This is a genomic window from Carnobacterium iners (assembly GCF_900177385.1).
In the GTDB taxonomy this organism is placed as follows: Bacteria; Bacillota; Bacilli; order Lactobacillales; family Carnobacteriaceae; genus Carnobacterium_A; species Carnobacterium_A iners.
Genome location: NZ_FXBJ01000002.1, coordinates 635,214 through 650,395 on the forward strand (window position 1 = coordinate 635,214; position 15,182 = coordinate 650,395).

Here is a 15,182-nt window from a genome sequence, read left to right on the forward strand (position 1 = left end):
TTTGATGCAACAATATGAAGCAGGTAGCTTTGATGTTATCGTAGTAGGAGCAGGACATGCAGGTTCTGAAGCAGCCTTAGCTTCTGCAAGAATGGGAAGCAAGACCTTATTGATCACTCTAAACTTAGACATGATTGCTTTTATGCCATGTAATCCATCATTAGGTGGACCAGCTAAAGGAGTAGTTGTTCGAGAAATAGATGCTCTTGGTGGCGAAATGGGGCACAATATCGATAAAACGTATATTCAAATGAGAATGTTAAATACCGGAAAAGGCCCAGCAGTAAGAGCTTTACGTGCACAGGCAGATAAATTTATGTACGCAAACGAAATGAAGCGTACGATTGAAACGACTGAGAATCTTGTGTTAAAACAAGGGATTGCAGAAGAACTAATTATAGAAGAGGGTATCTGTAAAGGAATTATTACAAATACAGGAGCTATTTACCGTTCAAAAGCCGTTATTTTAACAGCAGGGACTTCTTCTCGCGGACAAATTATTATCGGAGAACTAAAGTATTCTTCAGGTCCAAATAATTCTCAACCGTCGATTAAACTTTCAGAAAATTTAATTGAGCACGGTTTTGAACTGAATCGATTTAAAACAGGAACGCCACCTAGAGTTAAAGCGTCTACTATAAATTATGACTTAACAGCAGAACAACCAGGTGATACAAAAGTAAATCATTTTAGCTATGAAACCTCAAATAATGCTTATTTAAATGATCAATTATCTTGTTGGTTAACGTATACTAATAAGAAAACTCATGATTTAATTCAACAAAATCTGCACCGCGCACCAATGTTTACCGGGATTGTTGAAGGAGTGGGCGCAAGATACTGTCCGTCAATCGAAGATAAAGTAGTTCGTTTCAGCGATAAACCAAGACACCAACTATTTTTAGAGCCAGAAGGCAGCCATACAGAAGAAGTTTATGTCCAAGGGTTATCGACTTCGCTTCCTGAAGATGTTCAAGAAGATATTTTACACACCATTGAAGGTCTAGAAAATGCTGAAATGATGAGAAGCGGTTACGCAATAGAGTACGATGTTGTTGTTCCTCATCAATTGCGTCCGTCATTAGAAACAAAAGCGGTTGAAAACCTCTTTACAGCCGGACAAATGAACGGAACATCAGGTTATGAAGAAGCTGCTGGGCAAGGCATAATGGCTGGAATCAACGCAGTTCTTAAAACGCAAGGCAAGGAACCGTTTGTGATGAAACGTAGCGAAGGGTATATTGGTGTCATGATCGATGATTTAGTAACGAAAGGAACAAGTGAACCTTATCGCTTATTAACATCAAGAGCAGAATACCGATTGCTATTGCGTCACGATAATGCTGATTTACGTTTAACAGAACTAGGTTATAAACTAGGTTTAGCAACAAAAGACCGTTACGAAGCACTCCTTATAAAAAAAGAACAAATAGAACAAGAAATGAATCGTTTAAGTCAAATTCGATTGAAACCAACAGAAGATATCCAAGCGTTTTTAGCAGGGAAAAATATCTCTCCACTAAGAGATGGTATTTTAGCGCTTGATTTCTTACGTAGACCAGAGATTTCTTATTGGGATATTCTTGAATTTGCGCCATTAGACGAAACGTGGCCTAGAGATGTAGAGGAACAAATTGAAATTCAAGTAAAATATGAGGGCTATATCAAAAAAGCTATTCAAAAAGTAGATAAGTTAAAAAGAATGGAAAATAAACGAATTCCTGAGAATATTGATTATTCTGCTATCAACGGGATTGCAACGGAAGCTAAACAACGTTTAACACTCATTCAACCCGAAACGATTGCACAAGCAAGTCGTATCAGTGGTGTTAATCCAGCTGATATTTCAGTTTTAATGGTATATGTAGAACAAGGGAAAATTGTAAAAGTATAAGGATAAAATGAGAACATAAATAAGAGCCGTACATTAAGGATTAATTTAATGTACGGCTCTTATTTATCTAGTAGATTAAATTTTGTTTTCTTTTAATGCTTGTTGAATAGCCTGAGCATTCTTTAAATCACAAGTAATAATAAGATGATCACCAACATGAATAATGGTGTGTCCATGAGGAAAGATGTATTCTTTACCCCTACGCATGGAAGAGATAATAATTTCTTCAGGCCACTGCACTTCGTCGATAGTTCTTCTAGATAGAGGACTATCAGGTTCGATTGTGTAAACAAAAGAGTGAGGTTTACTAACTACTACGTTAGCGTCATCTGGAATGATATTTTCTAACAAACTTTCGTAGATTGGTTTAACTTCTAAGAAGTCGGCCATCACATAGGCTATCAATGATACAACAGCTAACGGCATTAATTGATTGAAACCTCCAACCATTTCGGTAACTAATAAAATAGCTGTTACAGGTGCTTTTCCAATGGCAGTAAAGTAACCAGCCATAGCAAATAAAATAAAATGAGCGATATACTGACCGTCCATATTAAAATAATAAACCATGAGCTGAGCAAATAGTGCACCAATAATGGCACCTAATGACAAAATGGGTAAGAAGATGCCCCCTGGCAGACTAGCTCCATAAGAGATCATTGAGAAAATAAATCGAAAAATAAATAATCCAACTAAAACAGACAAGGATAAATTCCAATCTGCTAATTGCGTAATAATACCACTTCCACCTCCCATTAATTCTGGTAAAAAATAGCCGATTGGGATTACTAGTAAAAGTGGGATAACTGAATTAAAATGTTTAGGAATAAAGGGGAATAATTGATAAAATTTTGGAAGGACATCCAATAAGACCTTATTGTAAACTCAGCCTCCAAAACCGAGAATGATTCCTAATAATGGTAAATAACTATAATATTTAAGTGGCAAAGACGTAACTGCTCCGATGTCTAATATAGGAGTTAAACCAAAAATAGTTAAAGAGACGAAGTTGGCAACAATTGCTGAAGTAAACGTTGTTATCGCAACTAAGGGGGAGAAGTTGTGATGGACCTCTTCTAAGATAAACATTAAGCCTGCGATGGGCGCATTAAAGGCAGCTGCCAAACCAGCACCAGCACCACTTGATAATAAAATTTTCTCTTCTGTTTCATCTCCTTTTGTTAGTTTACTGACACCCAACCCTACTGAAGCTCCTAACTGAATAGAAGGACCTTCTCTACCAAGAAAAAGTCCAGATCCAATAGCTAATAGTCCGCCGATGAATTTTTTCCATAAGACGGACCACCACTCAATATGGATAATTCCTTGAACTTGACCTTCTACTTGAGGAATACCACTTCCTTTAATATTTGAATCGCTTTTTACAAGTAAACCAATAACAATTGCAATAACAATGGAAATAACCACCCATGGAATCAACCATAGAGGATTTGAATGGAAAAATTTATATAAGAGAATAATATTTTTAAAAATGATTTCTACACCTAAACGAAATAAACTTACGAGGAAGCCTACCAACACCCCAACTACTATACCTTTAGTGATGTATCGAATTCGTCGATCTTTAAGCGCAGTGAACAATCTTTTCATGCTTTAAACTTCCTTTTCTAAAATATATTTTAAATCTCACTCATCTATACTACACCTTTTAAGCGAGGAGAAACAAGATGGATAGTAAACGAAGAGAGTTAATGTAAATAAATAATTGGAAATTAAAAGCAAATGTAACAACTAGATTAAAAGTTTTTTGCGTAAAAATATAAAATAAAAGTAATTTCTTAATTTTATACTAAATAGAATATAATAGAAGAGGTTTAGTAGAAAGATTAGAAAGAAAAGATTTAAATCAAAAAAAGCAAGAACTTTTCTAGACAAAAAAAAGCAGAGAATTTTTTAAAAGCTTTACTTAAATCAAGCACTAGCTTATAATAAAACTAGCAAAGTTATATTAAGATAGAATTTGATATAAATGTAGGTTCCATAGCTCAGTTGGGAGAGCACTACCTCGACAAGGTAGGGGTCGCTGGTTCGAGCCCAGTTGGGACCATACTGTTAATTAAATAAAAGTTCTATAACGTTGATAGGTTTAACATCCTATCACGCTATAGGGCTTTTTTTTGACTGTCTATCTACTTATTGACAAATAATGACTAGCATTTTAGTAATAGGATTTAGGCTAAGTAATTTTTAAAATCTTTAAAACAGTCTAATCAAATGAGATATGTTATAATTTACTAAAAGCTTAAAGGAGAAAAGATGAAGAAAATACTTAAAGAAACTGTAGAAGAACTTAAGCAATTTATGTCGGGAAAAACAATAGATACAATCATTCCGCCAATAATCTACGTAATAGGAAATAATCTTTTTGGACTTAATGTAGGGATTATTCTTGCTTTATCGGTTGCTTTTCTTTTTGCTTTGTTAAGACTTCTAAAAAAAGAGAATATTCTCTATGCTTTGGGAGGCATTGGTGGAGTAGCTCTTGCTTCTGGATTTGCTCTTATTGCAGATAATGCAGCAAATTATTTTTTACCGAAGATAATAGGGAGCGGCGCTTTATTTTTAATCTCTACTATAAGTATTTTTGTTGGAAAGCCTCTTGCAGCAATTTTGAGTCATGTATCAAGAGGTTGGAGCTTTGATTGGTTTTTAAGAAAAGATATTAAACCAGCTTATAGAGAAGTAACCATCGTATGGGCAATTTTATTTCTAGCAAGAATGCTTCTCCAACTATTTTTATATAATAGAGGAAATTTAACAGAATTAGGTTGGGCAAGTATTTTACTGGGTTTTCCGGCAACACTGACCGTATTGGTTTTGACGCTTATTTATGGAGGATGGAGACTTAGAGTATTGGGAGGACCTGGTATAGAAGAGTTCCAAGAAGGGAAGAACCCACCATGGGAAGGTCAGAAAAAAGGGTTTTAATTTAGAAATCATCTATTTGAATAATCCAGCAATAAAAAATGTGATGATAGAAACAGACCCACCTAAGGTTGTTCCCCAAATTAAGTCAATAATAGTTATTTTAAGAGGCCAATTCTTTAAAGTAGCTAAATTAGTCAAGTCATAGGTAGCGTAGGTTAAAAATCCTAAAAACATTCCTGCAAATAAAGCATAAGTCCAACTGTTGCTTACTATTGCTGGGTTGATTACGAAAAATACCAAGCCAGCTATAAAGATTAAATAGAAAATAATAGCTGCAACCCAATTAGGTTTGTCACTCATAATAAAACCTAACTCTCGTTTATATAAATTTTTAGCAACCAATCCTAGCCAGATAAGATCAATAATTAAAAAAATAGTGAAAGCTATTGAATAATGCTTTAAAATTTCTAACATATTCATTTTCCTCCTTTTATTACGTACCGCCTTTTTTAAAATGATAGATGAATATACCTATGCAGTTATCTTATAAGGAAAAGAATAAACAAAATACTAATCAATTGAGTTTAATTAATCTATTTTTTTAATATATAAGATAATGCAACCGCACCAGCACCAGCACCAACAGCTATAATTGACGAAGTTTCTGTTATATATCTGGGTTTTGTGCCAATTAAATTTGTAAATAAGAGCTCTAATTCTTTTGCTTCTTCTAAATTGTTAACGTGGACAATACTATAGGATTCAATAGTATGATCTTTCATTATTTTCTTAACATGTTTTACTAACTTATTGAGACTAGCTTTAGTTGTAAAAGAAACGCTATCTAATGCGCCTTTTCCTTCTTCATCTAACGTTACAATAGGTTTCAATCCAATTTTCTTTCCTATTTTTCCAGTAGTTGTACTTAAACGACCAGATTTTATCATGTTATCTAAAGTCTTTACACGAACCAATATTTTACTTCTCGCTATATCGCTAGTTATTGTATCGACGATTTCCTTTTGTTTGTAACCTTCTGTAATTAAATCAGCGGCTTTAGCAACTAACAGTCCTTGAGCTCCTGAATTCTGCTTAGTATTGATAACATCTATTTTAAAGTCATCAGATTCCATTCTCTTAGCGACTCTTTTAATCGTACTATAAGTTCCGCTTAATTCTTTGGAAACAGTCATAACAATCAATGATTTATAGTGTGTAGAAAGATAGAGCAAAATATTTTCTATCGATTTTTCATCAGGCTGTGATGTTGTTGGTAAGTCTCTACTGTCTTTGGAATAGTCCAGTAGTTGTTTAGGAGTAATAGATAATTTATCGATAAAAGAAGTATTCTCGAATAATATGCTTAAATTAATGACATGAATTTGTTCTGCATCAATAAACTCTTGAGGGACGTCTGCTATACTGTCTGTCAATAAAGCGATATCTGATTTTCTTCGCAACATAGTATCTTGCTGTTTTTTCATATCGTCTACTTTCTGGTAGCCTACATTTCCATTTTGACGAAGTATTTCAAAAACACGTTCAGGTTCGTTGGAATGGATATGGACTCTTACTTGGTTTTTATTAGCAGCAACAATCAGAGAATCACCTAAATGGCTCAATGATTTCTTAATACTTTTAGTATCGATTTCGTCTGCTCTTAATAAACATTCTGTACAATAGCGGTAAGTAATTTCAGCATTCATATCGTGTTCAACTTCAACACTGATACTATCTTTTTGCAGTTTATTAATAGATTCTGGGCCTATTGAGTTTCCTTTTTTAAAGTATTCTAGCATCCCGTGAATAAAGAAAGCGAAGCCATTTGCTCCTGCATCTACAACTTTTGCTTTTCTTAACTCTTTTAGTTGAAACTGTGTTTTTATTACTGCATCATTCAATACGATGATTGCTGCTGACATGAGTTCTGTGATCGTATTACTTGAACCATCTTGTCGACTTAAGGCTTCTCCCCAATCTCTCATAACCGTTAAGATAGTGCCTTCTACAGGTTGTTCAATTGCGTCATACGCATATTCAGCTGCTTTCTTACTAGCTGAAGCATATTGATTGTAATCTATAAATTCTTGATCAGATATCTCCACGCTTAATCCGTAGATATATTGGGCAAAAATAATACCTGAATTTCCTCTAGCCCCACGAATCGCAGCATCAGAAAAAGATTCTAACGTTTGTTTAACCGTTTCTCCCTTAGCGGACTCATTGATAATTGTCTCCATTAATGAAGAAAGATTCGTACCCGTATCGCCATCTTGTATCGGAAATACGTTTATCTTGTTTAAAAATTGTCTATTTGAAACTACTTCATATGCCCCATGTAAAAATGCATTATACATATCTCCACTGGTTATGTTGGTATCAGCCATTCGTTTATCTTCCTTCCATAAAAAAATTATAATAAAATTAACTGTCAAAAAGTACATTTCAATCATTTTGACAATTGATATAGGCAATAAAAATTGTGAATTATATGATTAAGACTAGCTTTTTTTAATAAGTATGTCAAGCAACAAAGACTGGTATTCTCTAATCAGATAACACAGAAGAGCAAGCGTTCCACCAACGTAATAGATGGATTTTTGTAATTTCTATTTACTTTAGATTGAAATTACGAAATTAGCGTTATTTAATAAGGTCCTACTTACATTTATTATAGTATTTTAAATGCCTTGTGTACATTTTTGCGACTTATTTGAAATGATGTAAAATATAAGAGTGTTGGAAACCTGAAAAATGATTTCTAGATAAAGTTGATTTGAAATTTGAATTAACTATTTTTATCTTTTTATGTTGTAAAATATAATAGAGTGTAGGTTGTAGTGCTAAAAATGGATGGAGTAAATACCTTTTTAGTCGAGAGTAAACTTACGTGCGTTTATTAGCCTATTTTTTCTACCTGATAAAGTTCATTTAGTCGAATTAGTTAATAAAAAAAGTTAATAAAAAAAGTTTCTTCCTAATATAATATCAAAATAATATATTTCTTAGATTGCGAATAAGTCGCCGAATCAATAGCTGTTAAGGTGTCTAAGAAATGTTATTTAAAAAAAACAGACTATTTTAAAGGTTTCAATTTTTTTAATTCTCTAAAAGGATAAAAAAAGTTGGATTAGGCATTGCACTTAGACCAAATTTGTTATACAGTTAGACAGATGAACCTGTGAAACAAATTAGTGTTTCACGCTATAAAAGGAGTTGTCTTATGAATCCAGAAGAGTTTAAACTAGCCCTTCATAATAAAGGGATTGACGTTAACGAAAAACAAATGAAACAGTTTGATAATTATTTGCTTTTATTGCAAGAATGGAATGAAAAAATTAATTTGACAGCGATTACTGAAAGTGAAGAAGTTTATCTAAAACATTTTTATGACTCAATAACAGCTGGATTATATGTGGATTTTAATAAAGGGGTCCAAAGCTTATGTGACGTAGGTGCTGGTGCTGGGTTTCCGAGCATCCCCCTAAAAATTATTTTTCCAAAATTAAAAGTGACAATTGTGGATTCTTTAAATAAAAGAATTCAATTTTTAACTATTTTAGCAGAGACGTTACAACTAGAAGATGTTTATTTTTATCACAATCGTGCTGAGGATTTTGGTCAAAACAAACAATTTCGTGAATCATTTGATTTTGTAACGGCTCGTGCAGTTGCACGCATGAGTGTCTTAGCGGAGTTGTGCTTGCCACTAGTAAAAAAAGGCGGTCTCTTTATTGCTTTAAAAGCAAGTAGCAGTGATGACGAGATGAAAGATAGTAAAAAAGCTATTGCGATACTTGGCGGTAAGTTTCAAAAAGAGTTTATTTTTGACCTGCCTAAAGAAGCAGGGGAAAGACATGTTTTATTAATCGATAAGAAAAAGGAAACACCAAAAAAATATCCTAGAAAACCAGGAACACCTAATAGAAGTCCGTTATAAAAAGTGAATAAAGAGCGAAAAATGATAGATCATTTTGAACAAATGCGTAAGAGAAAGATACGTATTTGTATTCTTTCTCTTTTTATTTATTTAAAGTAAAAGACAGTTAAGATTATAGATGGAGGGAAAAGAATGGCACGAATTATAGCAGTCGCAAATCAAAAAGGCGGTGTGGGTAAAACCACTACAACAGTCAATCTAGGCGCTTCTTTAGCTTATTCTGGTAAAAAAGTCTTATTGGTCGATATTGATGCTCAAGGAAACGCAACGAGTGGATTAGGTGTTCGTAAAGTTGATGTAGAAAAAGATATCTATGATATTTTGGTGAATGAAACGTCTCTAGAAGAAGTCGTTTTGCCTTCTTCTAGAGAGAATTTATGGGTTGTACCCGCAACCATTCAATTAGCTGGTGCAGAGATTGAACTGACAAATCAGATGGCACGTGAAACTAGATTAAAACAAGCATTAGTTCAGGTTACAGATAACTATGATTTTATTCTAATTGACTGTCCACCTTCATTGGGTCACTTAACGATTAATGCATTTACAGCAAGTGATACAATTCTAATCCCTGTCCAATGTGAATATTATGCTCTTGAAGGACTAAGTCAGCTATTAAATACCGTTCGTTTAGTACAAAAGCATTTTAATCCTGATTTAAAAATAGAGGGCGTTTTATTAACAATGTTAGATGCAAGAACGAATCTAGGCTATGAAGTAGTCGATGAAGTTAAAAAGTATTTTCGTGAGAAGGTATATAAAACGATTATCCCTCGTAATATTCGTTTATCTGAGGCCCCAAGTCACGGGTTATCTATTATTGATTATGATCCGCGCTCAAAAGGAGCAGAAGTTTATTTGGAGTTAGCGAAGGAAGTGTTAGCGAATGGTTAATAAAAATAGTAAAGGTCTGGGTAGAGGAATTGATGCTCTTTTTAGTGAATATTCTGAGTTGGACAAAATTGATATTTCAAGTGAACAGGTTCAAGAAATTAAACTAGAAGACATTCGACCCAATCCTTATCAACCTCGTAAAACATTTGATGAAGAAGCACTCAACGAATTAGCTCGTTCAATCGAACAATCGGGTGTCTTTCAACCGATAATTTTACGCGAATCAACGATTAAAGGATATGAAATTATCGCTGGCGAACGACGCTTTAGAGCCTCTAAGTTAGCAGGCAAAACGACAATACCGGCAATTATTCGCGAATTTGATGAAGAAAAGATGATGGAAGTAGCTGTTTTAGAAAACTTACAAAGAGAAGACTTAACCTCCCTTGAAGAAGCAGAAGCTTATGATATGTTAATGAAAAAATTAAAATTAACACAAGAAGAAGTAGCAGCTCGTTTAGGCAAAAGTCGTCCATATATTGCAAACTATTTGAGATTGTTAGGTCTACCAGAAATAGTAAAACAAATGCTTCAAGCTACTGATATTTCAATGGGTCAAGCACGAACATTACTAGGATTAAAAGATAAAAAACAAATCGTTAAATTAGCTAAAAAAGTTATGAAAGAAAATTTAACGGTTCGCCAACTAGAGCAATTAGTTAATAAAATGAATCATCCAAAAGAAGAAGTCGAGAAAATAGAAAAAACAACTAAAAAGCCTTACTACATCCGTGAAAGTGAAGAAAGACTAATGGATAAGTTTGGTACATCTGTCATTATTCATGAAAAAGATCAAAAAGGTAAAATTGAAATTGAGTATCTTTCGACTGAAGATTTAACGCGTATTTTAGATGTTCTGGATATTCAATTTGACGATGAGTAGGTAAATTGAAACAGGAGTGTGACGAAATGTATGATTTAAATGATGTGGTTGAAATGAAAAAAGCACATCCATGTGGAGAAAACCGCTGGGAAATTATTAGAATGGGTATGGATATTCGTATCAAATGCTTGAATTGTGGACATATGGTTATGATGCCAAGAAGAGAATTTGAAAAGAAAATGAAAAAAGTATTAGAGCAAGCTGAGAAAAAATAACACTGTATTAAACTAAATTATTAAAAGGAAGAGTGAATTAAGAATGGCATTAACAGCAGGAATTGTCGGATTACCAAACGTAGGAAAGTCAACTCTTTTCAACGCGATAACAAAAGCAGGAGTAGAAGCAGCAAACTATCCATTTGCTACAATCGATCCTAACGTCGGAGTAGTTGAAGTACCTGACTATCGTTTAGACCGTTTAACAGAACTAGTTGTTCCTAAAAAAACAGTCCCAACAACATTTGAATTTACAGATATCGCAGGTATCGTAAAAGGAGCAAGTAAAGGAGAAGGCTTAGGGAATAAGTTTTTGGCTAATATTCGTCAAGTTGATGCTATTTGTCATGTTGTCCGTTGTTTTGATAATGATAATATTATCCATGTAACAGGTAAAGTTGATCCTTTATCAGATATTGAAACGATTAACCTTGAATTAATTTTAGCAGATCTTGAATCGGTTGAAAAACGGTATACTCGAGTAGCTAAAATTGCTAGAACAAAAGATAAAGATGCTTTAATAGAAGCAGCTATATTGGAAAATATCATTTCAACATTAGAAAAAGGCGAATCTGCTCGTACGATTGATTTTAGTGAGGAAGAAGAAAAATACGTTCAACAACTATTCTTGTTAACAACGAAGCCTGTTTTATATGTTGCTAACGTTGCTGAAGATGAGGTAGCAAATGCAGAAAATAATGAGTACGTAAAATTAGTTCGTGATTTTGCTGAAAATGAAAAATCTGAAGTAGTCGTTGTATGTGCTCAAATTGAAGAAGAAATTGCTGAATTAGAAGATGATGAAAAAGAAATGTTCTTAGAAGACCTAGGGATTGCAGAATCTGGCTTAGATAAATTAATCCGTTCAACATATTCATTATTAGGATTAGCAACTTATTTTACAGCTGGAGTCCAAGAAGTAAGAGCATGGACGTTTAAAAAAGGAATGAAAGCTCCTCAAGCAGCTGGAGTTATCCATTCAGATTTTGAAAGAGGTTTTATTCGTGCAGAAACTGTTTCATTTGATGACTTGAATAAATACGAAAACATGCAAGTTGCTAAAGAAGCTGGACGCGTTAGATCAGAAGGGAAAGAGTACATTGTTCAAGATGGAGATGTCATGTTATTCCGCTTTAACGTATAATAAGAGAGTTATCAGCTCGACCTGTCATTAATTTGTAAGATTTAATAAGGAGGCTTTTCAATTGGTAGTAGAAAATACAAATGAACAAATAACTGCACAAGAAGAAAACAAAGAATTATTTGGACAGTTGACTAAAAGAAACGAGCAATACATGATGAGTTTGGATAAAGCTTTAATTGCAGGCAATATCTCTGAAGAAAAACGTGTTATTATTTATAATGAGATGTTAAAAAACTTAATCAATGGACAAAAATCGGGCCAAACAGCACGTCAGATTTATGGAACAGTAACCGAGCGTACAAATGATTTGTTAGCTTCGCCAAAAGATAATGATACAGGTCGTTCTGAAGATTGGAAAATTATGTTAGACGGCGGATTATTAATGGGAGCTATGTTTGCTTTAATTACTGGTATATCTGCTTTCATTGGCAGCGGACAAGGATCCGAGATGGGTATCATAACGATGATCTTGAACTTTATTATTGGTGGATTTGTTATTTTGCTAATTTCTAAAAATTTACCAAATAAAAATAAAGGTAAAAAAGGCAATACCTTGCGCTATATACTAGTATCAACATCAGGAATGTTGGGTTGGATGTTTATTATGACAGCCTCAATGGCTCTTCTTCCAAGCTCTATCAATATTTTAATGTCAGCAGGTGTTAATATTGCTATTGGGGTAACAGCCTTTGCAGCGAAGATGTACTTTAAACGTAAATTAAATATTCGTGGTGGCTTATTCTAACATAGATATAAAGCTTTTAAACTCTTTTAATTTGATGAGTTTAAAAGCTTTTTTTGTAATAGTTTTATCTTATAACTCTCAGATTTATCAAAACTGGATCGAGATAACTTTTCTTGATTAACTTACATTTAAAAACTAGTCTTGACGGACAGCAGTATCTCTGTTATTTTTGTAAGTAAAATCTCAACCAAATTGCAAGTGGAAAATAAAAAAAGGAGTGTTTAACTAGATGTCAAATTGGGAAACGAAATTCGTAAAAAAAGGCTTCACGTTTGATGATGTTTTATTGGTTCCAGCAGAAAGTCATGTTCTGCCACATGAAGTAGACTTGAGTATTCAACTAGCTAAAAATATTAAACTAAATGTTCCAATTATGAGTGCAAGTATGGATACCGTTACTGATTCAAATATGGCTATTGCAATGGCTCGTCAAGGTGGATTAGGTGTTATCCATAAAAATATGAGCTCAGAAGAACAGGCTGGTGAAGTTAGAAAAGTAAAACGTTCTGAAAGTGGTGTTATTATTGACCCTTTCTTCTTAACTCCAACTCATTTACTTTCTGATGCTGAAAAACTAATGGGCCGTTACCGAATTAGCGGTGTTCCAATTGTTGATAATATGGAAGATCGTATTTTAGTAGGAATATTAACCAATCGTGATTTACGCTTTGTTACGGATTATACTAAACCAATTGAGGATGTTATGACAAAAGATCATTTAGTTGTCGCTCCTAAAGGGACTTCTTTAAAAGAAGCAGAGAAAATTCTACAACAGCATAAAATTGAAAAATTGCCAATTGTTGATAAAACTGGTCGTCTAAGTGGATTGATTACTATTAAAGATATTGAAAAAATTCTTGAATTTCCTAATGCAGCTAAAGATAGTCATGGTCGTTTATTAGTCGCGGCAGCTGTTGGTGTGACAACAGATACATTTGAACGTGCACAGGCGTTGATTGATGCAGGTGTAGATGCTATTATTGTCGATACTGCACATGGACACAGTGCTGGAGTAATACGTAAAATTAAAGAAATCCGCGAAACCTTCCCAGATATTACATTGATTGCCGGTAATGTAGCGACAGGAGAAGCAACTAAAGCCTTATATGATGTTGGGGTTGATGTTGTTAAAGTAGGAATCGGCCCTGGGTCAATTTGTACAACACGTGTTGTTGCAGGAGTAGGTGTGCCTCAACTAACTGCTATTTATGATGCAGCAGCAGTAGCGCGTGAATACGGACGGACAATTATCGCTGATGGTGGGATTAAATATTCTGGTGATATCGTTAAGGCTCTAGCAGCCGGTGGACATGCAGTTATGTTAGGAAGTATGTTAGCAGGAACAGACGAGTCTCCTGGAGAATTTGAAATATTCCAAGGTCGTCGTTTTAAAACCTATCGTGGAATGGGTAGTTTGGCAGCAATGGAGCATGGTTCAAGTGACCGTTATTTCCAAAGTGGCGTGAATGAAGCCAATAAAATGGTTCCAGAAGGTATTGAAGGTCGTGTTGCTTATAAAGGTGGCGTCTCAGATATTATCTTTCAAATGCTAGGTGGTTTAAGAGCTGGAATGGGATATGTCGGGGCAGCTAACTTGGAACAACTTCGTGAGGACGCACAATTTATTCAAATGAGTGGTGCTGGTTTGAGAGAGTCGCATCCACATGATATCCAAATTACAAAAGAAGCACCAAACTATTCTATTCAGTAATAGGAATAGGCAGGTTCTTTTGAAATAGTAGATTTAATCAAACTAAGTTAGCCACTGTTTCTTTAAACGGTTGAGTTAACTTAGTTTTTTTAATAAAAACTTTAGTAATTTCTGGTATGCTAGATAAAAATATGGCTAAAATGAGGTGGAAGTATGAAAATTTTAGTAGTCGATGATGATAAAGAGATTGTTGAACTGTTAAGTATTTACATTAAAAATGAAGGTTACGAAGTAGAAAATGCTTACAATGGAAAAGATGCATTAGCTAAATTAGTTAATCAGAAAGATATCGACCTAATGGTTTTAGATGTTATGATGCCAACAATTGATGGTATTGAAGTGGTCAAAACGATTCGAGAAAGTTCGCAACTGCCTATTTTGATGCTTAGTGCTAAAACAACGGATATTGATAAAATTAAAGGCTTGATTTCTGGAGCAGATGATTATGTAGCAAAACCATTTAATCCCCTAGAAGTAATGGCTCGAATCAAATCACTTCTAAGAAGAAGTACCTATTCATCTAGTCAAGAACGAGGTATAGATCAACTAGAAATAGGACCTTTGATTATTAGTAAAGAATCACATGAGGTTTGGACACTAACAAATCAATCGATTCAGTTAACTGCATTAGAATTCGGTATTTTATATTTGTTAGCTAGCCATCCAAATCGTGTTTTTAGTGCAGACGAAATTTTCGAAAGAGTCTGGCAACAAGAAAGCTTGATTTCTGCTAAAACTGTTATGGTCCATGTTAGTCATTTACGCGACAAAATAGAAGAAGCAACCGGTGGAGAAAAAGTCATTCAAACAGTTTGGGGCGTAGGTTATAAAATTGAAAATCGCTAAATGAAAAGATTGAAACCAGAG

At 34.1% G+C, this 15,182-nt stretch carries 12 protein-coding genes, 1 tRNA gene and 1 pseudogene; 11 read left to right on the plus strand and 3 right to left on the minus strand.

The annotated features are described in order from the left end of the window. The first annotated feature begins 4 nt into the window (after nucleotides 1–4). Nucleotides 5–1,894, plus strand: coding sequence for a tRNA uridine-5-carboxymethylaminomethyl(34) synthesis enzyme MnmG (gene mnmG / locus B9Y54_RS03270; RefSeq protein ID WP_085558947.1), 1,890 nt, complete (start codon nucleotides 5–7; stop codon nucleotides 1,892–1,894). A 75-nt stretch (nucleotides 1,895–1,969) separates the two neighbouring features. Here mnmG and B9Y54_RS03275 read toward each other — a convergent pair. Further along, nucleotides 1,970–3,505: pseudogene (locus B9Y54_RS03275) on the minus strand (ClC family H(+)/Cl(-) exchange transporter). 384 nt (nucleotides 3,506–3,889) lie between these two features. On the opposite strand from B9Y54_RS03275, the gene B9Y54_RS03280 reads away from it, so the two are divergent. Together B9Y54_RS03280 and B9Y54_RS03285 are read left to right on the plus strand one after the other, a co-directional pair. Beyond that, nucleotides 3,890–3,962, plus strand: a tRNA-Val gene (locus B9Y54_RS03280). Nucleotides 3,963–4,171: 209 nt separating this feature from the next. Beyond that, nucleotides 4,172–4,843 carry a DUF3159 domain-containing protein gene (locus B9Y54_RS03285; protein ID WP_085558948.1) on the plus strand — a complete coding sequence of 224 codons (672 nt, stop codon included), beginning with the start codon at nucleotides 4,172–4,174 and terminating at the stop codon, nucleotides 4,841–4,843. A 12-nt stretch (nucleotides 4,844–4,855) separates the two neighbouring features. On the opposite strand, the gene B9Y54_RS03290 is transcribed toward B9Y54_RS03285, so the two are convergent. Both B9Y54_RS03290 and B9Y54_RS03295 read right to left on the minus strand, forming a co-directional pair. Beyond that, entirely contained in the window at nucleotides 4,856–5,257 is a 402-nt protein-coding gene (locus B9Y54_RS03290; protein WP_200805346.1) for a DUF2177 family protein, read from the minus strand. A 119-nt stretch (nucleotides 5,258–5,376) separates the two neighbouring features. Beyond that, entirely contained in the window at nucleotides 5,377–7,170 is a 1,794-nt protein-coding gene (locus B9Y54_RS03295; protein ID WP_159446043.1) for a DAK2 domain-containing protein, read from the minus strand. A gap of 836 nt (nucleotides 7,171–8,006) precedes the next feature. On the opposite strand from B9Y54_RS03295, the gene rsmG reads away from it, so the two are divergent. The 8 genes from rsmG to B9Y54_RS03335 all read left to right on the plus strand — a co-directional run bounded on the left by rsmG (nucleotide 8,007) and on the right by B9Y54_RS03335 (nucleotide 15,161). Then, a complete protein-coding gene (rsmG, locus tag B9Y54_RS03300; RefSeq protein WP_085558951.1) occupies nucleotides 8,007–8,723 on the plus strand; it encodes a 16S rRNA (guanine(527)-N(7))-methyltransferase RsmG in 717 nt (238 codons plus the stop codon). A 132-nt stretch (nucleotides 8,724–8,855) separates the two neighbouring features. Continuing rightward, nucleotides 8,856–9,617 carry a ParA family protein gene (locus B9Y54_RS03305; protein WP_085558952.1) on the plus strand — a complete coding sequence of 254 codons (762 nt, stop codon included), beginning with the start codon at nucleotides 8,856–8,858 and terminating at the stop codon, nucleotides 9,615–9,617. Next, nucleotides 9,610–10,500, plus strand: coding sequence for a ParB/RepB/Spo0J family partition protein (locus B9Y54_RS03310; protein WP_085558953.1), 891 nt, complete (start codon nucleotides 9,610–9,612; stop codon nucleotides 10,498–10,500). Before B9Y54_RS03305 ends, B9Y54_RS03310 begins: the two co-directional genes overlap by 8 nt. Before the next feature lie 26 nt (nucleotides 10,501–10,526). Beyond that, nucleotides 10,527–10,715 (plus strand): DUF951 domain-containing protein, encoded by a 189-nt coding sequence (locus B9Y54_RS03315; RefSeq protein ID WP_085558954.1) that lies wholly within the window; start codon nucleotides 10,527–10,529, stop codon nucleotides 10,713–10,715. 43 nt (nucleotides 10,716–10,758) lie between these two features. Next, nucleotides 10,759–11,859, plus strand: a complete 1,101-nt coding sequence (gene ychF / locus B9Y54_RS03320; RefSeq protein ID WP_085558955.1) for a redox-regulated ATPase YchF — start codon at nucleotides 10,759–10,761, stop codon at nucleotides 11,857–11,859. Nucleotides 11,860–11,920: 61 nt separating this feature from the next. Continuing rightward, nucleotides 11,921–12,604, plus strand: a complete 684-nt coding sequence (locus B9Y54_RS03325; RefSeq protein ID WP_234987800.1) for a DUF1129 domain-containing protein — start codon at nucleotides 11,921–11,923, stop codon at nucleotides 12,602–12,604. Between the two features lie 229 nt (nucleotides 12,605–12,833). Further along, on the plus strand, nucleotides 12,834–14,315 hold the full coding sequence (guaB, locus tag B9Y54_RS03330; protein WP_085558956.1) for an IMP dehydrogenase: 1,482 nt from the start codon (nucleotides 12,834–12,836) through the stop codon (nucleotides 14,313–14,315). 153 nt (nucleotides 14,316–14,468) lie between these two features. Then, on the plus strand, nucleotides 14,469–15,161 hold the full coding sequence (locus tag B9Y54_RS03335) for a response regulator transcription factor (RefSeq protein WP_085558957.1): 693 nt from the start codon (nucleotides 14,469–14,471) through the stop codon (nucleotides 15,159–15,161). Nucleotides 15,162–15,182: the final 21 nt, after the last annotated feature.